We start from the raw sequence: 22,524 nt of genomic DNA, 5'->3' as shown, positions 1-22,524 counted from the left end.
CCGGAAGGGGTGTACGCGCGTGCCCGCACTTGTGCTGCTCGGTGCTCAGTGGGGTGACGAGGGCAAGGGAAAGGCGACGGACCTGCTCGGCGGATCCGTCGACTACGTGGTGCGTTACCAAGGCGGTAACAACGCCGGCCACACGGTGGTCGTGGGCGACCAGAAGTACGCCCTCCACCTGCTCCCTTCCGGAATCCTGTCCCCCGGTTGCACTCCGGTCATCGGCAACGGGGTCGTCGTCGATCCCTCCGTCCTGTTCTCCGAGCTGAGCGGGCTGAACGAGCGGGGCGTCGACACGTCCAAGCTCCTGATCAGCGGCAACGCACACATCATCACGCCGTACAACGTGACGGTGGACAAGGTGACGGAGCGTTTCCTCGGCAAGCGCAAGATCGGCACCACCGGCCGCGGCATCGGCCCGACCTACGCCGACAAGATCAACCGCGTCGGCATCCGGGTCCAGGACCTGTACGACGAGTCGATCCTCACCCAGAAGGTCGAGGCGGCACTCGACGCCAAGAACCAGATGCTCACCAAGCTCTACAACCGGCGCGCGATCGCCGTCGAGCAGGTGGTCGAGGAGCTGCTGGGCTACGCCGACAAGCTGGCGCCGTACGTCGCCGACACCGTCCTGGTCCTCAACCAGGCGCTGGAGCAGGACAAGGTGGTCCTCTTCGAGGGCGGCCAGGGCACCCTGCTCGACATCGACCACGGCACGTACCCCTTCGTCACCTCGTCGAACCCGACCGCGGGCGGCGCCTGCACCGGCTCCGGCGTGGGCCCGACGAAGATCAGCCGGGTGATCGGCATCCTCAAGGCGTACACGACCCGCGTCGGTGCCGGCCCGTTCCCGACGGAGCTGTTCGACGAGGACGGCGAGGCGCTGCGCCGCATCGGCGGCGAGCGGGGCGTCACCACCGGCCGCGACCGCCGCTGCGGCTGGTTCGACGCGGTCATCGCCCGCTACGCGACCCGCGTGAACGGCCTGACCGACTTCTTCCTCACCAAGCTCGACGTCCTCACCGGCTGGGAGCAGATCCCGGTCTGCGTGGCCTACGAGATCGACGGCAGGCGCGTCGAGGAACTCCCCTACTCCCAGTCGGACTTCCACCACGCGAAGCCGGTCTACGAGATGCTCCCGGGCTGGTCCGAGGACATCACCGGCGCGAAGTCCTTCGCCGACCTGCCGAAGAACGCCCAGGCGTACGTCAAGGCCCTGGAGGAGATGTCCGGAGCCCCGATCTCCGCGATCGGCGTGGGCCCGGGCCGCGACGAGACGATCGAGATCAACTCGTTCCTCTGAGGGAGCTTCTCCGTAGTCCCGTAGATCTGATGGGACGGCCGGTACGGTGAACCCGACCGGACCGGCCGCCCCACTCTTCTCAGTGCCGATCAGTACCGATCAGTACCGATCAGTGCCGAGTGACCGGGGAAGCGACCCCTGTGCACGTCGTGAAGGAAGCGGGATGCTGCTGAGATTCCGGGTGGCCAACGTCCGGTCCCTGCGCGACGAGCAGGAACTGTCGTTCGTCGCGCCCGAGGACGACGAGAACGAGCGGGCCACCGCACGCGACACGGAACTCTCCGACGGCCGGCGGCTCCCCGTCCACACCGTCCTCGGCGTCTTCGGCGTCTTCGGCGCCAACGCGTCCGGCAAGTCGAACCCGATCGCCGCACTGCGGAACATGCGCCACTGCGTGCTGCGGTCGTACGCCGACTGGACCTCCTGCGACGGCATCCCCCGCGACGAGTTCGCCCTCGCCCCCAAGGCCGCCGCCGAAACCTCCCTCTACGAGGCGGACCTCGTCCTCGCCGACGGCGTGCGCTGGACGTACGGGTTCGAACTCGGGAGCGCCGGGTGGAGGCCGAGTGGCTCTACGCCTACCCCAAGGGCCGCCGCCAGGTGTGGTTCGAACGGGACGCCACCCGCGAGAAGGACTTCGACTTCCCCGGCGACCGCCTTCGCGACCGTGTCAGGCTGGCCCGCACCACCCGCCCGGACGCCCTGCTGCTGACGCGCGCCGCGAACGACGGACACGACCAGCTCACCCCGGTGTTCGACTGGTTCAGGAACAACTTCTGGGACGTCACCCCCGAGACGGAACGCACCCGGCGCGAGGACTACACGGCCCTGCGGCTGCCGCGCGACGAGGGCTTCCGACGCCGGGCCGAGGAACTCCTGGAGGTCGCCGACCTGGGCATCGCCGGAGTGGAGGTCGAGCAGACCTCCTCCGGCAGGCCCCTGGTACGGCTCGTGCACGGGAACGGGGGCGACCGGACCACCCTCGACTGGGACGCGGAGTCCTGGGGAACCCGCTCCTGGCTCGCCCTGATCGGCCCGCTGCTCCTCGCCCTCGACACGGGAGCGGTCCTCCTCGTCGACGAGCTCGACACCAGCCTCCACTCGCGCTTCGCCGCCGAGGTCGTGCGCCTCTTCCCGGCGCCCTGGCTCAACCGCAAGGGCGCCCAGCTCGTTTTCACCGCCCACGACCTCTCCCTCCTGCGGACCCCGGCCGGGGGGCGGCTGCTGCATCCGGGCCAGATCTGGCTCACCGAGAAGGACGAGCGGGGCGCCACGAGCCTGACCTCGGTCGCCGACTGGGAGCCGACGGCGGAGGAGGACCTGATGGCGTCCTACCTCGCCGGAACCTTCGGGGCCGTACCGAAGGTGTCGGAGGGCCGGGTCGGCCCACGGCTGCTGCGGACCCAGGAGACGGCCGAACTGGGCTCCGGGACGATGGACGACGACTTAAGGGCGGGGGCGGAAGGGCTCTGAGAAGAGGAGTCCGGGCCGGGCCCGCGGCAGGGGAACGAAGCCGAAGTACCCGGGGGACGACTGGTCGCAGGGCGGCTGCGCGTCCACCGCTCGGTCGCCGGGGATCCGGCCCTCACCCGGCGGGCCCTCGCGCAGTGGTACACCCGGGCCGGGCAGCACTGGACACGCGGACGCCTCCAGCCCTGGGCCGCCCGCCTGGGCGTCCCCGAACCGGAGGTCCGCGTGCGCGATCTCGGACACCGGTGGGGGAGCTACCGCGCCGGACCGGGAAACGGAACGATCGCCCTGCACGGGGCCACCTTCCAGCTGCCCGTCCACCTGGTCGACTACGTGATCGCGCACGAACTCGCCCACGTCAGGATCTCGGGACACGGCCCCGCCTACTGGAGGTTGCTGGGCCGGGCCCTGCCCGAGTGCCGCCGGGCGAAAGAGGAGCTGGACGAGCTGGGCGGACGCGTCTGGATGGGGGACCTCCCTCACTGACTTCCGGCCGGCTCAGCTGAACACGATCATCGAGCCCTGGGCCAGGCTGCGCGTGGCCGCCGCGTGCAGGCCGAGCCAGACGTGGCGTTCGCGGGCGAAGGGGCTGGGGTCGTACGAGGCGGGGACGGCGGGTTCCTCCAGCTCGGTCGGCCCCTGCGGGGGGTCCGGCGCGGCCGGGGGGTTCGCCGGGTCGATGCCGAGGGCCGGGGCGACGACCTCCAGTTCCCGCAGCAGCGCGTGGGAGGAGCCCAGCGGGCCGCCGCCGGCGAGGAGTTCGTCGCTGGAGAGCGGGTGCGGGAAGTCCACGGGGACATAGGCCCCGGCGTGGTCGTAGTGCCAGACCAGGTGCGACTGCTGGGCCGTCGTCTCGAACATCTCCAGCAACTGCTCGTAGTCACCGCCCAGCTCGCCCACCGGGGTGACCGGCAGCCCGCACACCTGGAGCAGGTAGGTGCGCCGCAGGAAGTGCAGCGCGTCGTAGTCGAAGCCCGCGACCGGGGCGACCTCGCCGGACAGACCCGGCATGTACTGGTACACCGGCACCGGCGGCAGCTCGGACTCGGCGAGCACCTTGTTGTACTGCGCGAGTTCCTCGGCGAACGGATTGTCGGGCGTATGGCACAACACGTCGACGAGCGGTACCAGCCACAGGTCACAGGCCAAAGAGGGCTCCTCGCATAGCACGTCCCCCGCATCCGGTACGTCTGGCACATCCGGTACGGCGGTCAGGGAAGAATATCGGCGCGGCGCGAGGGTGACTCCCCTCGTGCAGGTCCTCTACCCATACGAACACAGACGACGCGGGACCCGGCCCCCGGGCTCTCGCTCGCGATCACCCGGGCCGTTCAGTCCGCGGGGAGCTGTTCGACGAGGGCGAGGGAGTGGGTGTTGTACGACTCGACGACCGCGCGGGCGGAGTCGGTGTCACGGCGCACCAGCGCGTCGACCAGATCGGTGTGTTCGCACCACAGACGCCCCCGCAGATCGGGCAGCCGGCGCAGACGCTGCACCACGCACACCCAGGTCTGGACGCGGAGCCGGTGCAGGAAGGCGGTGAGGTGGGGGTTGCCGAACAGGGCTATGAGCTCGCGCCAGAAGCGCAGGTCGTAGCCGATCAGCACGGTGAGCTCCCCGGCGAGGGCCGAACGCTGGGCCTCCTCGCCGCGCCGCCGGACCCCGGCGAGTGCGGCGGCGACCCGGGGCTCCTCGGGCCGGAGGCGGGCGAGATGGCCGTCGGCGTCGGTCAGGGCGTGGAACATCCCGTCGATCACCAGCGCGCGGGCCTCGACCATGCCGCGGAAGTCACCGACGGAGTACTCGTGCACCCGGAACCCCCGGTGCTGGTCGGCGTCGAGCAGTCCCTGCGCCGACAGGTCGACCAGCGCCTCCCGTACGGGGGTCGCGGACACCCCGTACTGGTCGGCGATCTCCTTGACGGTGAACTCCTGCCCCGGCTCCATCCGCCCGGCCAGCACCTCGTCACGGAGCGCGTCGGCGATCTGCTGCCGCAGCGTGCTGCGCGTCACCGCGCCGTTGCCGCCGATGCCGGGCATGGTCGGACGTCTCCCTCGTCGTGTTCGAGTGGCGTGACCGTGCCACGCGCGGGGGTGGTGCGCGGGTACCGCGCGCCGGCCGTGTGCATCCGGCCCGCGCGTCGGCCGCCTGCTCCGGCGCACGCGTCCGTCCACGGTCACTCCACTTTACGTGTTCGAGTACCCTGTGCCTGTTCGAATGGCCGGGTCGTCTCCTCGCGGTCGGTCCGCGTACGCGTCCGCCGCCGACAGCGCCGAGTCCAGCGCGGCCCCAGGCTCTCCTTCCGTTCGGCCCCGCTCACGGTGCACGGCGGGACGACATGGGTGCGGTTCATGTTCACGAAGGGCCACAGCCCGTGCGCCTTCGCGGCGGCGGCGAAGGCTGCCATGGGGGCGTTCGCCTGACCGGCCGCGTTGTAGGGGACCAGCGGCTCCCGGCTCTCCCGGTTCCGCACCAGTTCCAGCGCCCGGAACATGCCGACCGCGCGGACCTCGCCCACGCTCGGGTGCCGCTGTGCCGCTGTGCCGCTGTGCCGCTGTGCCGCTGTGCCGCCGTGCCGCTGTGCCGCCGTGCCGCTGTGCCGCTGTGCCGCTGTGCCAGTGCGTGCAGCGTCGGCCCGACGACGGACTCCTCGAGCAGCGCCGCGTTCTCTGCGACGCCCTCCTCGGCCATGGCGTCGATCGTCGCGACGGCCGCGGCGCAGGCCAGCGGATGCCCGGAGTAGGTGAGCCCGACCGGGTACGGCCGCTTCCCGAACGTGTCCGCGATCGCGCCGGAGATCGCGACGCCGCCGAGCGGCACGTAACCGGAGTTCACGCCCTTCGCGCAGGTCATCGGGTCCGGCACGACGTCGTACAGGTCCGCCGCGAACCACGTGCCGGTCGGCCGAACCCGGCCGTCACCTCGTCCAGCACGAAGACGATCCCGTGCTTGTCGCACAGCTCCCGCGCCCCGGCGAGGTAACCGGGCGGCGGCGGCATGACGCCCGCCGTCCCCACCGCCGTCCCCACCGCCGTCCCCACCGCCGTCCCCACCGGGCCCGTCGCCTTCGCCCGCGAGGTCTTCCGGCTGCTCGGCGCCTACGACGAACCGGCGACCGACGCCTGGTACCGGCTCTTCCACGACTCCGGCCCCCAGGCGTACGCCGAGTTCGAGGAGGCCCTGGGCCGGTGAGCAGGGAACAGCAGGATCTGCTCAGCCGCGGCGCGCTCAGCGTCTTCCGGCTGAACGGTGAGTTCCTCGCGGTCGCCGAGGAACTCACCAGTCCCGCCGGACTCACCGCTGCCTGGTGGCAGGTGCTCGGCGCGGTCCTCCGTGAACCCCTGCCGGTCTCCGGCATCGCCCGCGTCATGGGCATCACCCGGCAGAGCGTGCAGCGCATCGCCGACCTGCCGGTCGATCGCGGTCTCGCCGAGTACCGGCCCACCCGGCGCACCGCCGGGCCAAGCTCCTCGTCCCCACCGAGCGGGGGCACGCGGCCGTCGCGGGGACCGACCCGGGCCACGCGGCCTTCGCGAAGCGGCTCGCGGAGGCGTGCGGCGAGGCCGAACTCGCACAGGCGGTCCAGACGGTGGAACACCTGTGCACCGTGCTCGACGACCTCGGCCTGCCCGTATCACCCGCAGTCTCACCCGATGTACCGCCTGTTACGGAACTGTAGGCGGCGCCCGGCTCACCCCGGACCTTGCCCGGCTTATCCTCGGGCTGTTGCTCACGGCGGGGGGAAGGCGGCAGAGCGGTGGAGAAGCACGGACCGGGGGGCGCGGCGGGGGGCCAGGGCGCTCGGCACCCGGGCAGGATCGGCGCGTACCGGCTGCTCGCGCGGCTCGGCGCCGGGGGCATGGGCGAGGTCTACCTCGCCCGTTCCGACCGGGGACGCACTGTCGCCGTCAAGCTGGTGCGCGAGGAACTGGCCCAGCAGGAGGAGTTCCGGGCCCGCTTCCGCCAGGAGGTGCAGAACGCCCGGCAGGTCGGCGGCGACTGGACCGCGCCGGTGCTGGACGCGGACACCGAGGCCCCGGTGCCCTGGGTCGCCACCGGGTACGTCGCCGGGCCCAGCCTCCAGCAGGTCGTCGGGCACGACCACGGGGCGCTGCCCGAGCGTTCGGTACGCATTCTCGCCGCCGGTCTCGCGCACGCGCTGAAGGACATCCACGCCGCCGGCATCGTGCACCGCGACCTCAAGCCGTCCAACGTGCTCGTCACCATCGACGGGCCGCGCGTCATCGACTTCGGGATCGCGCGGGCCCTGGAGACCGTGACCGACGGCGGCCTCACCCGGACCGGGGCGCTGGTCGGCTCGCCCGGGTTCATGGCGCCGGAGCAGGTGCGCGGCGACCGCATCACCCCCGCCTGCGACGTCTTCTGCCTCGGCTCGATGCTCGCCTACGCCGCCACCGGCGAGCTGCCCTTCGGCACCGCCAACAGCGGGGTGCACGCCCTGATGTTCCGTATCGTCGAGGAGGAACCCGACCTCGGCCGGCTCCCCGAGGGCCTCGCCGACCTCGTGCGGGACTGCCTCAGGAAGGACCCCGCCCGGCGGCCCACCCTCGACCAGATCCTGCTGCGCACCGGCGCCGAGGACACCGTCGCCGACGGCCGCTCCCGCGAGCCCTGGCTGCCGGGCGCCCTGGTCGCCCAGCTCGGCCGGCACGCCGTACGGCTCCTGGACGCGGAGGACCCTCAGGCGCCGCCGCCCGCGCCGGACGGCCCCGCCGCCACCCCCGAACACGCCCCCGCCGCCGACGGCTCCGCCCCGCCCCCGCCGGGCGCACCCGGTGACGGTGCGGCGGTGAACCACCTGCCCACCCTGGTCACCGGCCCGAACGGCCCCACCGCGCCCCCTGTCCCGGCCTCGGGCGCCCCGGCGGCCGGACAGCCCCCTGCCGCATACGGCCACCCCCAGCAGTACGCCCAGCAGCACCCCCAGCCCCCCGGCCGCGGCTATCCCTGCAACGGCTATGGAGCCGCCGGCGCCACCCCTCCCTACGGCCCGCCGCCCTTCGGGGCCGCCCCGCCACCGTACGGCGGCCCGGCACGGTTCCCGCGCGACGACCGTTCCACCGCGCTGCTCGTCGTGATCGCGCTGGTCGTCGCGCTCGCCGCGGGCGGCACGGTGTACGCACTGACGAGCGGTGGCGACGGCAACACCGTCGGCGGCAGCCCTTCGGGCACGCCGGACGAGGGCATGTCCCAGGGCACCGACGGCAGTGACCCGTCGCTCGACGGGAGGTCCTCGGCCGGGACGGACAGGGCAGGCGGTACCGCCGGGACGGAGCAGCCGACCCCCTCACCGGCCGCTGACGGGACGATCCCGGCCGGATACCTCGGCACCTGGTCGACGATCATCGACAACGCGAGCGGGCTGCACACCCGCACGCTGACCATCCGGCAGGGCGGGGCCGGTGACACGGTCATGTCCCTCATCGCCGACGGTCCTACCGGGAACGGCACCTACCACTGCGTGTTCGAGGGCGCCCTCACCAGTGCCCCGGGCCCCGGAGAACGGCTGGAGATCGGCCCGACCACCGTGACGGCCGGCCGGCCGCGCAGCGCCTGTGCCCCGGGTGCCGCCACCGACGTCATCCTCCTGCCCGACGGCACCCTCCAACGCGTGAACACCGGCAACGGCGACCAGCTCACCTACACGCGGGACTGAGAACACACCGACGGCACACTCACAGCCCGTGGTCGGACGTCCGGCGGACTTCGCCCCACGACACCCGCCCGCCTCACGGGAGGCCGACGCCTGCGTGCCGACTCCGGACTCTGAGCGTTCCCCGGCACATCGAGGAGCTCACGTCACCTCGGTCTGCTCACCTCGGTCTGCTCACCTCGGCTCCGGCGGCCGCTGGCGGGGCATGTTCGGGCGGGTGGTCCCGGGCGCGGTCGCGAAGCGGCCGTGGGGCTGTCCGGGCGACTCGGGGCGACCCGTGCCCGCCAGCGTCCCCTGGACGGCGGGCGGCACGCTCGTGCCCGTACGGAAGTCCATCATCCAGTCCGCCGTCTCGGCCCGCACCAGCTCGTCCACGTCCTCCGAGAACCGCCGCAGCACCGACAGGCAGCGCTCGGTCGCCTCGCTCGCGGTGCCCTCGGCCGGACCCAGCACCTCGCGGACGCACTCCGAGGCCCAGTCGAACTGGAACGCCTGGAGCCGCCGCTGTACGGCCTGCGCGGTCGTCACGTCCCGCATCCAGCCGGACGTCACCCCGAAGAACCGGTCCGCGGTCACGCAGACCGCCGCGAGCAGCAGCGCCGTGTATCCCCAGGGGGCAGCTCCGTCGGTCGCTCCGGTCAGGTCCAGCAGCGGCAGCGCCGCCCCGGTGGCCGCCCCCGCCGCGGCCCCCGTACGCAGCGCCCGCGCGCACCGCCGCTTCCAGGCCCGGACCGCGAGGTACCACGCCGCGGTGTCCAGCGCCCCGCGCTCCACCCACCGGTACAGCTCGTCCAGCCGGGGCGCGGGTTCGCCCCAGTCCCCGAGCGGGAACACCCGCCCGGCCAGATCGCCCGGCCGCAGCCCGGCCGCCCCCTTGCCGAGCCCGTCCTGCGGACGGTCCTCGGGCTGCATCTCCGGTTGAACCATCCGGTACTCCCTACTGACCTCGGAACCCGACCCTGCCCTGACCCCTACCGGACTTCCACGGGACCCCCGCGGGCCCCTGCGCGACGCCTGCCCGGCGCCGGACGCGGACATCGACGCGGACGTGGGCACGGACGTGCCGCCCCCTTCCTACCGCCCAACGGGTGGCCGTGCCGGGGGTTCGGGTGCTGCTTCCGCCCGGAAGGGGGCTGTGATCAGGTATAGGGCACGAGGGGGGACTCACTCGAAAGAGTGCTGGGGCGACGGCCGCCCGGACCACGTAGGCTCGTGCTGAACGGGAAAGTCCCGTAAGGACGGACCGACCAAGGAGCTGAACCGTGATCCCCGGTGGTGGCCAGCCCAACATGCAGCAACTGCTCCAGCAGGCCCAGAAGATGCAGCAGGACCTGGCCCAGGCGCAGGAGGAACTCGCGCACATGGAGGTCGACGGCCAGGCGGGCGGCGGTCTGGTGACGGCCACCGTCACCGGCTCCGGCGAGCTCCGCGCCCTGAAGATCGACCCTGAGGCGGTGGACCCCGAGGACACCGAGACCCTCGCGGACCTCGTCGTCGCGGCCGTCCAGGCGGCCAACGAGAACGCGCAGGCCCTCCAGCAGCAGAAGCTCGGCCCGCTGGCCCAGGGGCTGGGCGGCGGCATTCCCGGCTTGCCTTTCTAAGACGGCCCGCGGGCCTCTACGGTACGTACTGAAGGAACCCAGGAAGGGCGGCAGTCCGTTGTACGAAGGCGTGGTGCAGGACCTCATCGACGAACTCGGGCGGCTGCCCGGCGTCGGTCCGAAGAGCGCCCAGCGGATCGCCTTCCACGTCCTGCAGGCGGAGTCGACGGACGTACGGCGGCTCGCCCACACCCTGATGGAAGTCAAGGCGAAGGTCCGCTTCTGCGCGGCCTGCGGCAACGTGGCGCAGGAGGAGCTGTGCAACATCTGCCGTGACGCCCGCCGCGACATCGCCGTCATCTGTGTCGTGGAGGAACCCAAGGACGTCGTCGCCATCGAGCGCACGCGCGAGTTCCGGGGCCGTTACCACGTCCTGGGCGGCGCGATCAGTCCGATCGACGGGGTGGGCCCCGACGACCTGCGCATTCGGGAACTGCTGGCCCGGCTGGCCGACGGCGCGGTCACCGAGCTGATCCTTGCCACGGACCCGAACCTGGAGGGTGAGGCCACGGCCACGTACCTCGCCCGCATGATCAAGCCCATGGGCCTGAAGGTCACCCGCCTGGCCAGCGGCCTCCCGGTGGGCGGGGACCTGGAATACGCGGACGAGGTCACCCTCGGCCGCGCCTTCGAGGGGAGACGACTCCTAGATGTCTGATGCCACGCTGCACGCGACCGACCGGGACCCGGACGACTTCTCGGTCCAGATCGCGGATCAGATCGAGAGCTTCCTGGTCGCCGTCACGGAGGTCGCCAAGGGCGACGAGCCGGACTCGGCCGTCCCCTTCCTCCTGCTGGAGGTCTCCCAGCTCCTGCTGGCCGGCGGCCGGCTGGGCGCGCACGAGGACATCCTCCCCGAGGAGCGCTACGAGCCCGATCCGGGCCCGGAGGCCGACGTGGACACACTCCGCGAGAACCTCGCCCGTCTCCTGGAGCCGGTCGACGTCTACTCCGAGGTCTTCGACCCCTACGAGCCCCGCAAGGCGCCCGTCGCGGCCCGGATCTCCGACGACCTCACCGACGTCATCACCGACCTCCGCCACGGCATGGTCCACTACCGCGCCGGCCGCACCACGGAGGCGCTGTGGTGGTGGCAGTTCTCCTACTTCTCCAACTGGGGCTCCACCGCGTCCGCGGCCCTGCGAGCACTCCAGTCGGTAGTGGCCCACGTCCGTCTCAACCAGCCCCTGGCCGCCCTGGACGGTCTCGACACCGACCAGGACGTGGGCGACGACGCCCTGGAGATCGAGGCGGGCAGGGTCATGGCCGAGGAGATCGGCGTCCCGCTGGGCATGCGCCCGGTCACGTAGAACGCTCCGCGCCCGGACGCGATCTGTCCGTCATTCCCCGGGGGACCGTGGGGTGAAGATGGATTTGCCGGAGCGAATGGTGCTGGCGAAGTAGTAAAGCTTCAATCAACAAGGCTTCAACCAATTTCGCCCTCCCCGCCCTCTCCGCCTCGTGCGGAAAGGGCGGGGAGGGCGGAACGCCGTTCCTGGCTGCTCGCCGACCGGCTCAGGACCAGGGGAATCCCTGGCTGAGACCGAACAGCACCGACATCAGTGCCGGCAGGCCCATCGGGATGACGACGAAAGCGGCTTCCGGGCGTTCACGTCGTGCCGTCCGCCATACGAGGGCGACCGCGGGACCGGTCGGCCCGGCAGCCATGAGGAACCAGCCCGCGCCCCTGCTCCCGACCATGTGGAACGAGACGAAGGCCGCGAGGACGGACAGCGCGAGGGAGGCCCCCGGACGCCTCGGCGTCTGGGGAACGTCAAAGTGACCCGCCCATGTGTTTCCCTCCGGCGGCGGGTGGTGCGCCGGCGCCGACGCACCACCACCCCGGTGCGCCCTGCGAGTACGAAGCGGTGGTCCTCGGCCAGGCTGCGGAGCGGCGCGGCGCACCAGTCACGTGGTCCACGGCGGACGCGCTCCTCGCCGCCGCGAAGAGCGACCGGCGGTTCCTCGGGCGTCACAAGGAACTGCTGCCGCGTGGGGACGTCCCGCCCGTTCCGGCGGTGCGTCGGCGCAGTGCGGGGACGAGCGCGCCTCGGCGGCGATGCTGTGCTGAGCGCTGAGCGCTGAGCGCTGAGCGCTCAGCGGCTGCCGGGTGGCCAGGGGGGGGACACCAGGGCGCCGGCCGCCTGTGCCGGCCGGGAGGGCGTTCGCGTGGAGCGACCGTGAACCGTGAGGGCGTGAACGGGGGGAGTGTGACGCGGGGCACTTTCCCGAGTGGTCCGCGCCGCCCTGGGCATGAGCCCTCCTGCGCGGGTGCCCGGAAGTCTCACGATGCGATATCGCGGAGGCGATTTCCGGGTGCTCGATAGAATGAGCCGACCACGCTGTGCACACATGTGCGCAGAACGTGGGACAACGACGGAATGAGCGAGGAGCGCACGTGGGCCTTGTCGTGCAGAAGTACGGAGGCTCCTCCGTAGCCGATGCCGAGGGCATCAAGCGCGTCGCCAAGAGGGTCGTGGAAGCCAAGCAGAACGGCCACCAGGTGGTCGTCGTGGTTTCCGCGATGGGCGACACGACGGACGAGCTGATCGATCTCGCCGAGCAGGTGTCTCCGATGCCTGCCGGGCGCGAGCTCGACATGCTGCTGACCGCGGGAGAGCGGATCTCCATGGCCCTGCTGGCCATGGCGATCAAAAACCTGGGCCACAACGCCCAGAGCTTCACCGGCAGCCAGGCGGGTGTCATCACCGACTCGGTCCACAACAAAGCCCGCATCATCGATGTCACGCCCGGTCGGATCCAGGCCTCGGTGGACGATGGCAACATCGCCATCGTGGCCGGTTTCCAGGGCGTCAGCCAGCAGGGCAAGAACATCACCACGCTCGGCCGCGGCGGCTCCGACACCACCGCGGTGGCCCTGGCGGCCGCCCTCGGCGCCGAGGTGTGCGAGATCTACACCGACGTCGACGGCGTGTTCACCGCCGACCCGCGCGTGGTGAAGAAGGCCCGGAAGATCGACTGGATCTCGACCGAGGACATGCTCGAACTGGCGGCCTCCGGGTCCAAGGTGCTCCTCCACCGCTGTGTGGAGTACGCCCGCCGGTACAACATCCCGATCCACGTCCGCTCGTCCTTCAGCGGGCTGCGGGGCACGTGGGTCAGCAGTGAGCCGATTCAGCGAGGGGACAAGAAGGTGGAGCAGGCGCTCATCTCCGGTGTCGCGCACGACACCTCCGAGGCCAAGATCACGGTCGTCGGTGTGCCGGACAAGCCGGGCGAGGCGGCCTCGATCTTCCGCACGATCGCCGACGCCGAGATCAACATCGACATGGTCGTGCAGAACGTGTCCGCGGCCTCCACCGGCCTCACGGACATCTCGTTCACGCTGCCGAAGACCGACGGCCGCAAGGCCATCGACGCCCTGGAGAAGAACAAGGGTGCCATCGGCTTCGAGTCCCTGCGCTACGACGACCAGATCGGCAAGATCTCCCTGGTCGGTGCCGGCATGAAGACCCATCCCGGAGTCACCGCGGACTTCTTCACGGCGCTGTCCGACGCGGGCGTGAACATCGAGCTGATCTCGACCTCCGAGATCCGCATCTCGGTCGTCACCCGCAAGGACGAAGTGGACGAGGCCGTCCGCGCCGTGCACACCGCCTTCGGGCTGGACTCCGACAGCGACGAGGCCGTCGTCTACGGGGGCACCGGCCGCTGATGACGCGGTCCGGGCGACCGGCGCTCGCGGTCGTGGGAGCGACCGGAGCCGTCGGCACGGTGCTGCTCCAGATCCTGTCCCAGCGGGCGGACATCTGGGGTGAGATCAGACTGATCGCCTCCCCGCGCTCGGCCGGCCGCAAGCTGGCCGTGCGCGGAGAGGAGACCGAGGTCGTGGCGCTCACAGAGGAGGCCTTCGACGGGATCGACGTCGCGCTGTTCGACGTCCCCGACGAGGTCGCCGCGCGGTGGGCGCCCGTCGCCGTCGCGCGGGGCGCGGTGGTGGTCGACAACTCCGGCGCCTTCCGCATGGACCCCGAGGTGCCTCTCGTCGTCCCCGAGGTCAACCCGCACACCGTGCGGACGCGCCCGCGCGGGATCGTCGCCAACCCGAACTGCACCACCCTGTCGATGATCGTCGCCGTGGGCGCGCTGCACGCCGAGTTCGGGCTGAGCGAGCTGGTTGTCTCCTCGTACCAGGCGGTCAGCGGCGCCGGGCAGGCCGGTGTGCGGACCCTGCGCGACCAGCTCTCCCTGGTTGCGGGCACGGAGCTGGGGACGGGCCCCGGTGACGTACGCCGGGCCGTGGGGGACGGCACGGGGCCGTTCGCGGATCCGGTCGCGCTGAACGTCGTGCCGTGGGCCGGGTCGTTGCGCGAGGACGGCTGGTCCTCCGAGGAGATGAAGGTCCGCGACGAGTCCCGCAAGATCCTCGGCCTGTCCCGCCTCCCGGTCGCCGTTACCTGTGTCCGCGTGCCGGTGATCACCACGCACTCGCTCACCGTGCACGCCCGGTTCGAGCACGAGGTCACCGTCGACGAGGCCCGCGAGATCCTTGCCACCGCGCCCGGCGTCGTGCTGTACGACAATCCTGCCGCGGGTGAGTTCCCCACGCCTGCCGACGTCGTCGGCACCGACCCGACCTGGGTGGGGCGGGTCCGCCGGGCCCTGGACGACCCGACGGCGCTCGAGCTCTTCGTCTGCGGCGACAACCTCCGCAAGGGCGCCGCCCTGAACACCGCGCAGATCGCCGAGCTGGTGGCGGTGCCGGACCGGCCCCGGACGCACGCACTGTAAACAATGCTTGGTCACAGCATTTGCTTTGTAGGATCTGTGCAAGTGATGTGAACCGGTCACGGTGCCCCGATCTCTTGCTCCTGGCCGGCAGGCAGTCAAGGATTTACCTTTCGCCCCACGCAACCGCGTGCCGGGCGGAAAGCGTCTTTGCGGGTACTCCTTTTTCCGGGCGCACGGGGGGAGAGGCGGTCTTTTCCGGGCGTGGGGACGTCCGTTCATATGATGCATAAGGGAAGAGCAGGACGCATGAGGGCATTCGGTGTGCTGTCGGTGGTGCTGCCCGGGGCGGACGGGGGACGGCGGATTCCGGGCGCCGCAACAAACGCGACGTCCGGCACGTACAACCCTCACGGAGGGGCGGGTGTCCAACTGGCGTGGCTGAGGTACTCGACTTCGCAACGCCGCGCGGCCCGGCTCTGCGCCCGCCCCGCCAGGCACTCCGACCCCGCAGGGCCGGTGCGTCCGGTGGCATGCCGGTGATCGCGCCGATGCCCGCAGCGCGGCCCGCCCGCATACCCGGTCAGCGTGACGGCGGTGCCGACGACGTGGTGGCGGCCGGCACGACCGTCGACCACCTCACCGAGACCTATCGCGCGCACTACCGCTCGCTGCTGGGCCTCGCCGCGCTGCTCCTCGACGACACCGCCTCCTGCGAGGACGTCGTCCAGGAGGCGTTCATCCGCGTCCATTCCGCCCGCAAGCGCGTCCGGGACCCGGAGAAGACCCTGGCGTATCTGCGCCAGACGGTCGTCAACCTCTCCCGTTCCGCGCTGCGCCGCCGCATCCTCGGGCTGAAACTGCTCTCCAAGCCCATGCCCGACATGGCGAGTGCGGAGGAGGGCGCGTACGACCTGCTGGAACGCGACTCCCTCATCAAGGCGATGAAAGGGCTCCAGCGCCGTCAGCGCGAGGTACTGGTGCTGCGCTACTTCGCCGACATGACCGAGGCTCAGGTCGCGTCGACGCTCGGCATCTCGCTGGGTTCGGTGAAGGCGTACGGTTCGCGCGGGATCGCGGCACTGAGGGTGGCCATGGAGGCACCGGTATGAGCGCCGGGAAGGACGCCCGTGGCGAGGACGTGCGGGGCGAGGAGCGCGAACCGCGGGGGCCCGGGGCGGAGGAGGGCCCGTCCGAGCCCGTCCCCGGGGGCGGGCAGCGCGAGCCCGAGGGCGACGAGCGGGAACCCGAGGAACGGGAACCTCGCGAGGGGGAGCCCCGGGAAGAGGATCCGCGGGAAGAGGATCCGCGGGAAGAGGATCCGCGGGAAGGGGAGACCGGGGGCCGGGAGGCCGACGTGCGTACGGCCGGGGAGCGCGAGCCCGGAGAGGGATCGGCCGCGGTGCCCGCGTTCGAGGCGCTCGCGTCCGACGGCCCGGGTTCGTCCGGTGGGGACGGCCTGCGCGTGCTGCGTGGGCCGGTGTCGCCGTCCGGGCAGCAGCCGAAGCGATCGCACGCTGGGAACGTAACTGTGAACGACGCCAACGCCGGCCCGGACGGACCGGGCCCCGACCGGCTCGGTCCGGACGAGCTGGAGCTGCGCAGCCTGCTGCACAGCTGGGTGCGCGTGGTGGAGCCGAGCGAGGGCTCGCTGGACTACCTGCGGCGAGCGGTCCCGGCCCGCCGGGCGCGCAAGCGGCAGATCCTCGTCGGGGCGGCGGCCGCCGCCCTCTTCGTCGGCACGGCCGTACCGGCTCTCGTGCACATCTCCAGCTCCACCGGCCCCGACGCCAACCCGTCCGCCGTGGGCCATGCCTCGCAGGCACAGGACGGTACCGGCGAGGGCGAGGGCCCCGGCGGGGGCGAGACCACCGCGGGCGGCACCTCGGACCGGGTCGAGGGGGACCGGAGGGACGACACGGAGGACGAGGAGAAGGCCACCGGCACCGGGGCGGGCACGGGCGTGACGGAGGGGGCCGGCCCCTCGGCGAGCGCCACCGCGGGGTCACCCGTCTGTACGGGCGCCCAGCTCGGCCCGGTCGTCGCGAACAGCGGCGCGCCCGACTCCACCGGCGCGGTCTACGGCTCCTTCCGGGTGGCCAACGTGTCCACCGCCGGCTGTACGGTCGGCGGTCCGGGAAGCCTGGAGGTGACGCCGCTGGGCGCGGCCGACGCAGCCGAGGTGGTCCCGGTCCGGCACACGGCGGGGGACGCGGCGGCGGGCCTGCCGGACCCGTCCCTGGAGGCCGGGCGACCGGTGCTCGAGCCGGGTGAGGCGTACGACGTGAAGTTCGCCTGGGTGCCCTCCGAGCCCTGCCCCACCAACGGCGGGGGCGGCGGCAGCGGCGGCAGCGTGGACCCCTCGTCCGACCCCAGCCCGTCCGAGAACCCGACGGCCGCCGACGGCACGTCCGCGGGCGGCGACACGGGGACCGAGGCCCAGCTCCTCATGGAGGACGGCACGACCGGCGGCAGCGTGACGGTGGCGTACACCCCGGAGGGCGGAGCGGGCACGGCGACCGCCACGGTGCCCCACGCCTGCGCGGGGACCGTCTACTGGACGGGACTGCTGCCGACCACGGCGGGCTGACGGCGACGGCGGGCCCGCGAGGCCGGCCCGTCACACCCCTGACGGGCTCGGCTGCTCCTGGCCCTGCTCCCGCTTCTGGTCCTCGCCCTGGCCCTGCTTCCGGTCCTGTGCGGGCCGCTCGTCCGGGACCAGGCCCAGTTCCGTGTCCCGGGCCAGTTCCGCCTCGCGGCGTACCAGGCGGAACCACATGAAGATCACGAAGCCCACGAAGGCGAACCACTCGGCGGTGTAGCCGAGGTTCTGGAAGGCCTTGAGGTCCAGGCCGGTACCGCCGGGCGCGACCGCGGGCACCGGGCGCATCCCCGAGTCGCCCTCGTTGAGGGTGATCCACGCGTCGTACACGTCGTGGGGAACCAGGTTCACCAGGGACGCCGAGCTGATCGCGCCGGTCTGGCCCTCGGGCAGGCCGCTGAGGGCGCCCACGCCGTTGCTGCCGGGTGTCTCGGACGCCTGGAGCGCCCCGGTGACGGTGACCTCGCCGGCCGGCGGCGCGGGCTCGCCGGCCGGGTCCGGGTCGCCGGGCAGCCAGCCCCGTAGGACGGGCAGGACCTTGCCGGTGTCGGTGTGCAGCAAGGTCAGGACGTAGTGGCCGGGCTCGCCGTCGAGGTCGCGGTCGGGCACGAGGAGCTGTTCCTCGTAGCGGCCGCTCGCGGTGGTCTGCTTGCCGGAGGTCGCCTTGGTCACCGGCAGCAGCGTGTCCAGCTGCCGGGCCTCCTCCTGCCGGCTGGAGGCGACCTGTTCCTCGGCGCCGCGGTGGTTCTCGACGCGGTCCTCGAACCGGCCCAGCTGCCATGACCCCATGAAGACGCAGAAGGGGATGGCGAGCAGCACGAAGACGTTGATCCCCCACCATCGGGGCGTCAGCAGAAACCGGTACACGCCCCCACCGTACGGTGCCGCGCCCGGGAAGCGGCCCGCGGGGCCGCCTCGACGGTCCGTGGTTCCGCCGGTTGTCCACAGGCTGGGGGCTCCGGTTGTCCACAGGTCGGGGACCTCGGCGGCGCGCACCCCGCCGGGGCGGGCAGTATGGGGTCATGACTGAGAGCAACGGGTCCGGCGCACCGGCGCGGCGGACGGACCGGACCGAGCGAGTACATCAGGGCGAGCGGATGCCCGACTGGGAGAAGCGCTTCCGGGCGCCGCGGGTGTCCCTGCCCGACTGGGCGGAGGACGCCCCCGACCGTTCCCTGTTCGTGTCGAACGCGACGGGGACGTACGAGCTGTATGCCTGGGACCGGTCGACGGGCGGGCAGCGCCAGGTGACGGACCGGCCCAACGGCACCACGGACGGCGTGCTCTCACCGGACGGCGAGTGGATCTGGTGGTTCGACGACAAGGACGGCGACGAGTTCGGGGTCTGGCGCCGCCAGCCGTTCGCGGGCGGTCCGGACGGGCTCGCCGCTCCGGGGCTCGACGCCTCGTACCCGGCCGGTCTCGCTCTCGGCCGGGACGGGAGCACGGCCGTCGTGGGCCGTTCCACGGACGAGGAGGGTACGACGATCTACCTGGTGCGGGCGGGTGATGCGGCTGCGGCGCCGGTGGAGATCTACCGGCACCGTGAGTCGGCGAGTGTCGGGGACCTCTCGCACGACGGTTCGCTGATCGCCGTGGAGCACACCGAGCACGGCGACGCGATGCACTCCGCGCTGCGCGTGCTGCGCCCCGACGGCACCACGGTCGCCGAACTGGACGACACCAGGGGCGGTACCGGGGAGCTGGGTCTGGAGGTGCTGGGCTTCGCCCCCGTCGACGGTGACACGCGTCTGCTCATCGGCCATCAGCGGCGCGGCCGCTGGGAGCCCCTGGTGTGGGACGTGGCGACGGGCGAGGAGACGGACCTCTCCCTGGAGCTGCCGGGCGACGTGAGCGCCGAGTGGTTCCCGGACGGTACGGGTCTGCTCATCGCGCACAGCTTCGAGGCCCGCAGCGAGCTGTTCCGCTACGACCTGGCGGGCCCGGAGCTGGTGGAGATCGGCACCCCGCCCGGCACCGTCTCGGGTGCGACGGCCCGGCCGGACGGCAGCGTGGAGTACCTGTGGTCGTCGTCGGCCCAGCCGTCGGCGGTGCGCTCCACGAGCGGCGGGGTGGTCCTGGACCCGCCGGGGATGCGCTCGCCCGGCTCGGTGCCGGTTCAGGACGTCTGGGTGGAGGGCCCCGGCGGCCGGATCCACGCCCTGGTCCAGAAGCCCGAGGGCACGACCGGCCCGCTGCCCACCGTCTTCGACATCCACGGCGGCCCCACCTGGCACGACAGTGACTCCTTCGCCGCCGGCCCCGCCGCCTGGGTCGACCACGGGTACGCGGTGGTCCGCGTGAACTACCGGGGCTCCACCGGGTACGGCCGTGCCTGGACCGACGCGCTCAAGCACCGGGTCGGACTGATCGAGCTGGAGGACATCGCCGCGGTCCGGGAGTGGGCGATCGGCTCGGGCCTCGCGGACCCGGACCGCCTGATCCTCACCGGCGGCTCCTGGGGCGGCTACCTCACCCTGCTCGGCCTGGGCGTCCAGCCCGACGCGTGGACGCTGGGCATCGCGGTGGTCCCGGTCGCCGACTACGTCACGGCGTACCACGACGAGATGGAGGCGCTGAAGGCGATGGACCGCACGCTGCTCGGGGGTACGCCCGAGGAGGTGCCCGGGCGGTTCGAGGCGTCCTCCCCGATCACCTACGTCGACCGGGTGAAGGCGCCGGTCTACATCTCGGCCGGGGTGAACGACCCGCGCTGCCCGATCCGGCAGATCGAGAACTACGTCCACCGCCTCCGGTCCCGCGAGGCCCCCCACGAGGTCTACCGCTACGACGCGGGACACGGCTCCCTGGTGGTCGACGAGCGGATCAAACAGGTTCGCATGGAACTGGACTTCGCCGAAAGGTACCTGGGATCGGCGACAGGGGCGACGACGGGTACGGGTACGGCGACGGCGGAGGGGAAGCAGGGCTGAGGGATTCCGGCGCCGGTGCTTCCCGGGCGCCGGCCGCCTGGGAAGCACCGGCAGGTCACCCTACCGACCGTTCCCTCCCCCTGCGCCCGAGCAGTTCCGCCAGCCCTCGCCGGGTGGCGCCCAGCACCACCCGGTCCTCGTTCCGCAGGACGTACGTGTCGGGCAGGTCCCACACCAGCCCCGACGGTCCCGACGGTCCCGACGGTCCCGACGGCTCACCGGCCGCCGCGGTGCCGCCGGCCGCGGCCCCGGTCCCGGGACCGACGGCGTTCCCGGGACCGGGGCCGGTGCCGTTCCCGCCCGCGCCCGGCGCCGGCCGGGTCGCCGCCGTGTCCAGGGCCAGCACCCGCCACGCCCCGGCCCGGAACGCCTCGCCGACCGTCTTCCCCTCCAGTTGCGGATGCCCGCCCACGGTCAGCGCCGCGAACAGCAGCACCCGCCGCTCGACCGGGATGGCCCCCAGGATCTGCCGGCCCATCATCGCCCCGGCGAAGGCGGGCGCGGCCAGGTGGGAGACGCTGCGGCTGCGGGTCACCGCGTCGGGGTGCGCGGCCCGCAGCGTGCGGTACACGGCCGTCGCGAACTCGTCGTCGTACAGCCGCAGGACGGCCCGCAGGTCGGCGCGTACGGCCCGCGCGTACAGCACGGCCTCCAGGTTGGTGGTGTCGGCGCTGGTGAGCGCGAGGAACGCGTCGGCCCGGTGGATCTTCGCGGCCTCCAGCACGCCCTCCTGCGTGACGTCCCCGAGCACCACCGGTACGCCCAGTCGCCGTGCGGTGGCCATCCCCCGCGCCTCCGGGTCGGCCTCGACGCACACCACGGGGATGTGCAGTTCGCGCAGCCGGGTCAGCACCCGTGTACCGATCTTGCCGAGCCCGAGCAGCACCACGTGCCGGCTCAGCCCGCGCGGCGGCTTGCGCAGCGCCGACACGGTGCGGAAGGTGCCCAGCGCCTCCAGGACGGCCGCCAGCATCACCGGCAGCAGCAGCAACCCGACCAGCCCGGTGAGCAGTTGCAGTATCTGCCGCCCCATGGACTGGTTGTGCGCGGGCTCGTTGATCGCGAAGAGGTCGAGCAGGGTGACGTAGACGGCGTGCAGCGGGTGGTCGTCCGTGACCAGGGCCAGCACGACCGCCAGGACCACCACGGCCGTCGCGAGCCCCGCCAGCGACCACCGCAGCCGCTGCGAGAACAGCGAGGCGAACGGCGGCACCCCGGCCCGTACGGCGGGCAGCGGCGGCCCGGAGTACGACACCTGCTCCAGCACCATCGTGCCGCGTCCGGTCGCCGCCGCGACGGCCGCCGCGTCGGGCAGCATCTGCGGACCCTGGTCGCCGCTGTCCTCCGAACCGTCCGAGCCGGCCGGGTCGTTGCTCGTCGCGGACAGCAGCGCCAGCGTGCACAGGCCGGGATCGGCGACCTCGCCGGGCCGCGGGGGCCGGCGCTCCACCGCGCGCAGCATCAGCCCGTCGGTGTCGACGATCTTGCTGGTGCCGACGAGCGCGGTGGCGACCAGGGCGGGGGCGGCCGTGTCGGCGTCGGACAGCACGGTGGTGGAGGCGTCGCCCCCGTGGTGTCCAGGCCCCTGCGCGTCGCCGCCGGACAACTCCGCGGCCTGGTCGAGCAGGTCCTCGACGTGCCGGCCCAGGCGCCGGTTGTAGAGGCGCAGGACGAGGCGGATCCTGGGATTGATCCTGCGGGCGTTGAGGGCGGCGTGGATGTTGGTCTCGTCGTCGTCGTACACCAGGGCCAGCGCGGCGGCCCGTGCGACGCCCGCTTCGGTGAGTACGGCGTCGGTGGGTTCGGCGGCCTCGACGAGCTGTTCGTCGGGTGGCTCGTCGAGGCCGCCGCCCGTGCCGGCGCGGTTGACGGTGGCGTTCACGAACCGGTCGATCAGCGCGGCGGACGCGGCGCGGGCCCGGCCCACCACCGGTTCCCGCACCCGGAGTCCGGAGGGCGGCACGACGAGGGTGACCTGTTCGCCGTACACGCCCCGGAGTTCGGCGGCGAGCCGGTGCGCGAGTCCGTCGTCACCGCACACCAGCATGTGCGCGGGGGGAACGCTTGGCGGGGTCTGATGCGGAAGGTTCACCACGGGAGGAAAGACTGCCGTATACACGCAGGCGGTTCCACGGGTGCACGACGGCCGGTGCCGAACCGTGCCGAACGGTGCTGAACGGGTCCGCCCTCCGCTCCGTATCGAGGGGAGGGGGAACGCGCGCCCCCGCCCCGCTCCCGCGCGCGAGTCCGGA

Annotated in this window: 18 protein-coding genes and 3 pseudogenes; 14 read left to right on the top strand and 7 right to left on the bottom strand. The window is 72.5% G+C overall.

Annotated elements, in window-relative coordinates:
• Positions 1 to 19 precede the first annotated feature (19 nt).
• The 3 genes and pseudogenes from HUV60_RS15795 to HUV60_RS15785 all read left to right on the top strand — a co-directional run bounded on the left by HUV60_RS15795 (position 20) and on the right by HUV60_RS15785 (position 3,259).
• Positions 20 to 1,303: an adenylosuccinate synthase gene (locus tag HUV60_RS15795; protein ID WP_257850647.1), complete on the top strand. Its 1,284-nt coding sequence runs from the start codon at positions 20 to 22 to the stop codon at positions 1,301 to 1,303.
• 163 nt (positions 1,304 to 1,466) lie between these two features.
• Positions 1,467 to 2,776: pseudogene (locus tag HUV60_RS15790) on the top strand (AAA family ATPase).
• A 60-nt stretch (positions 2,777 to 2,836) separates the two neighbouring features.
• A complete protein-coding gene (locus HUV60_RS15785) occupies positions 2,837 to 3,259 on the top strand; it encodes a YgjP-like metallopeptidase domain-containing protein (protein WP_331462046.1) in 423 nt (140 codons plus the stop codon).
• Between the two features lie 12 nt (positions 3,260 to 3,271).
• Here the strand turns inward: HUV60_RS15785 and HUV60_RS15780 are convergent, their stop codons facing one another.
• From HUV60_RS15780 to HUV60_RS15770, 3 genes and pseudogenes are all read right to left on the bottom strand, one after another.
• Complete coding sequence (locus HUV60_RS15780; RefSeq protein ID WP_257850649.1) at positions 3,272 to 3,922, bottom strand: hypothetical protein; 651 nt, start codon at positions 3,920 to 3,922, stop codon at positions 3,272 to 3,274.
• Positions 3,923 to 4,104: 182 nt separating this feature from the next.
• On the bottom strand, positions 4,105 to 4,812 hold the full coding sequence (locus HUV60_RS15775) for a GntR family transcriptional regulator (protein ID WP_257850650.1): 708 nt from the start codon (positions 4,810 to 4,812) through the stop codon (positions 4,105 to 4,107).
• Between the two features lie 147 nt (positions 4,813 to 4,959).
• A pseudogene (locus HUV60_RS15770) lies at positions 4,960 to 5,796 on the bottom strand (aminotransferase class III-fold pyridoxal phosphate-dependent enzyme); the annotation flags it as partial.
• Here HUV60_RS15770 and HUV60_RS15765 point away from each other — a divergent pair.
• From HUV60_RS15765 to HUV60_RS15755, 3 genes and pseudogenes are all read left to right on the top strand, one after another.
• A complete protein-coding gene (locus HUV60_RS15765) occupies positions 5,771 to 5,965 on the top strand; it encodes a hypothetical protein (RefSeq protein ID WP_443047308.1) in 195 nt (64 codons plus the stop codon). The pseudogene HUV60_RS15770 and the gene HUV60_RS15765 sit on opposite strands and share 26 nt — an antisense overlap.
• Positions 5,962 to 6,452, top strand: a pseudogene (locus HUV60_RS15760) (MarR family winged helix-turn-helix transcriptional regulator). The gene HUV60_RS15765 and the pseudogene HUV60_RS15760 overlap by 4 nt, the downstream one beginning before the upstream one ends.
• 78 nt (positions 6,453 to 6,530) lie before the next feature.
• The gene (locus HUV60_RS15755) at positions 6,531 to 8,450 is read left to right on the top strand and encodes a serine/threonine-protein kinase (protein ID WP_257850651.1); all 1,920 of its coding nucleotides are present in this window, start codon (positions 6,531 to 6,533) and stop codon (positions 8,448 to 8,450) included.
• 171 nt (positions 8,451 to 8,621) lie between these two features.
• Here the strand turns inward: HUV60_RS15755 and HUV60_RS15750 are convergent, their stop codons facing one another.
• Positions 8,622 to 9,374, bottom strand: a complete 753-nt coding sequence (locus tag HUV60_RS15750) for an SLATT domain-containing protein (protein ID WP_257850652.1) — start codon at positions 9,372 to 9,374, stop codon at positions 8,622 to 8,624.
• Positions 9,375 to 9,709: 335 nt separating this feature from the next.
• Between HUV60_RS15750 and HUV60_RS15745 the strand changes: the two genes are divergently transcribed.
• Genes HUV60_RS15745 through HUV60_RS15735 form a run of 3 tightly spaced genes read left to right on the top strand, consistent with a single transcriptional unit; the run spans position 9,710 to position 11,358 of the window.
• Positions 9,710 to 10,048 (top strand): YbaB/EbfC family nucleoid-associated protein, encoded by a 339-nt coding sequence (locus HUV60_RS15745; RefSeq protein WP_257850653.1) that lies wholly within the window; start codon positions 9,710 to 9,712, stop codon positions 10,046 to 10,048.
• 58 nt (positions 10,049 to 10,106) lie between these two features.
• Positions 10,107 to 10,706, top strand: coding sequence for a recombination mediator RecR (gene recR / locus HUV60_RS15740; protein WP_257850654.1), 600 nt, complete (start codon positions 10,107 to 10,109; stop codon positions 10,704 to 10,706).
• Entirely contained in the window at positions 10,699 to 11,358 is a 660-nt protein-coding gene (locus tag HUV60_RS15735) for a DUF5063 domain-containing protein (RefSeq protein ID WP_257850655.1), read from the top strand. Before recR ends, HUV60_RS15735 begins: the two co-directional genes overlap by 8 nt.
• Before the next feature lie 205 nt (positions 11,359 to 11,563).
• On the opposite strand, the gene HUV60_RS15730 is transcribed toward HUV60_RS15735, so the two are convergent.
• Complete coding sequence (locus HUV60_RS15730) at positions 11,564 to 11,749, bottom strand: hypothetical protein (RefSeq protein WP_257850656.1); 186 nt, start codon at positions 11,747 to 11,749, stop codon at positions 11,564 to 11,566.
• Positions 11,750 to 12,446: 697 nt separating this feature from the next.
• Between HUV60_RS15730 and HUV60_RS15725 the strand changes: the two genes are divergently transcribed.
• The 4 genes from HUV60_RS15725 to HUV60_RS15710 all read left to right on the top strand — a co-directional run bounded on the left by HUV60_RS15725 (position 12,447) and on the right by HUV60_RS15710 (position 17,327).
• Complete coding sequence (locus HUV60_RS15725) at positions 12,447 to 13,724, top strand: aspartate kinase (protein ID WP_257850657.1); 1,278 nt, start codon at positions 12,447 to 12,449, stop codon at positions 13,722 to 13,724.
• The gene (locus tag HUV60_RS15720) at positions 13,724 to 14,800 is read left to right on the top strand and encodes an aspartate-semialdehyde dehydrogenase (RefSeq protein ID WP_257850658.1); all 1,077 of its coding nucleotides are present in this window, start codon (positions 13,724 to 13,726) and stop codon (positions 14,798 to 14,800) included. The genes HUV60_RS15725 and HUV60_RS15720 overlap by 1 nt, the downstream gene beginning before the upstream one ends.
• Before the next feature lie 374 nt (positions 14,801 to 15,174).
• Positions 15,175 to 15,849: a SigE family RNA polymerase sigma factor gene (locus HUV60_RS15715; protein ID WP_257850659.1), complete on the top strand. Its 675-nt coding sequence runs from the start codon at positions 15,175 to 15,177 to the stop codon at positions 15,847 to 15,849.
• Positions 15,846 to 17,327 (top strand): hypothetical protein, encoded by a 1,482-nt coding sequence (locus HUV60_RS15710; RefSeq protein ID WP_257850660.1) that lies wholly within the window; start codon positions 15,846 to 15,848, stop codon positions 17,325 to 17,327. Before HUV60_RS15715 ends, HUV60_RS15710 begins: the two co-directional genes overlap by 4 nt.
• Before the next feature lie 30 nt (positions 17,328 to 17,357).
• On the opposite strand, the gene HUV60_RS15705 is transcribed toward HUV60_RS15710, so the two are convergent.
• On the bottom strand, positions 17,358 to 18,206 hold the full coding sequence (locus HUV60_RS15705) for an SURF1 family protein (RefSeq protein WP_257850661.1): 849 nt from the start codon (positions 18,204 to 18,206) through the stop codon (positions 17,358 to 17,360).
• Positions 18,207 to 18,361: 155 nt separating this feature from the next.
• Between HUV60_RS15705 and HUV60_RS15700 the strand changes: the two genes are divergently transcribed.
• Complete coding sequence (locus HUV60_RS15700; RefSeq protein WP_257850662.1) at positions 18,362 to 20,272, top strand: S9 family peptidase; 1,911 nt, start codon at positions 18,362 to 18,364, stop codon at positions 20,270 to 20,272.
• A gap of 55 nt (positions 20,273 to 20,327) precedes the next feature.
• Here the strand turns inward: HUV60_RS15700 and HUV60_RS15695 are convergent, their stop codons facing one another.
• Positions 20,328 to 22,319 (bottom strand): potassium channel family protein, encoded by a 1,992-nt coding sequence (locus HUV60_RS15695; protein ID WP_257851701.1) that lies wholly within the window; start codon positions 22,317 to 22,319, stop codon positions 20,328 to 20,330.
• Positions 22,320 to 22,524: the final 205 nt, after the last annotated feature.

Source organism: Streptomyces sp. KMM 9044 (assembly GCF_024701375.2).
Lineage (GTDB): Bacteria > Actinomycetota > Actinomycetes > Streptomycetales > Streptomycetaceae > Streptomyces.
Note: the sequence above shows the minus strand (reverse complement) of the source record. Positions and strands in the feature narration are given on the sequence as shown.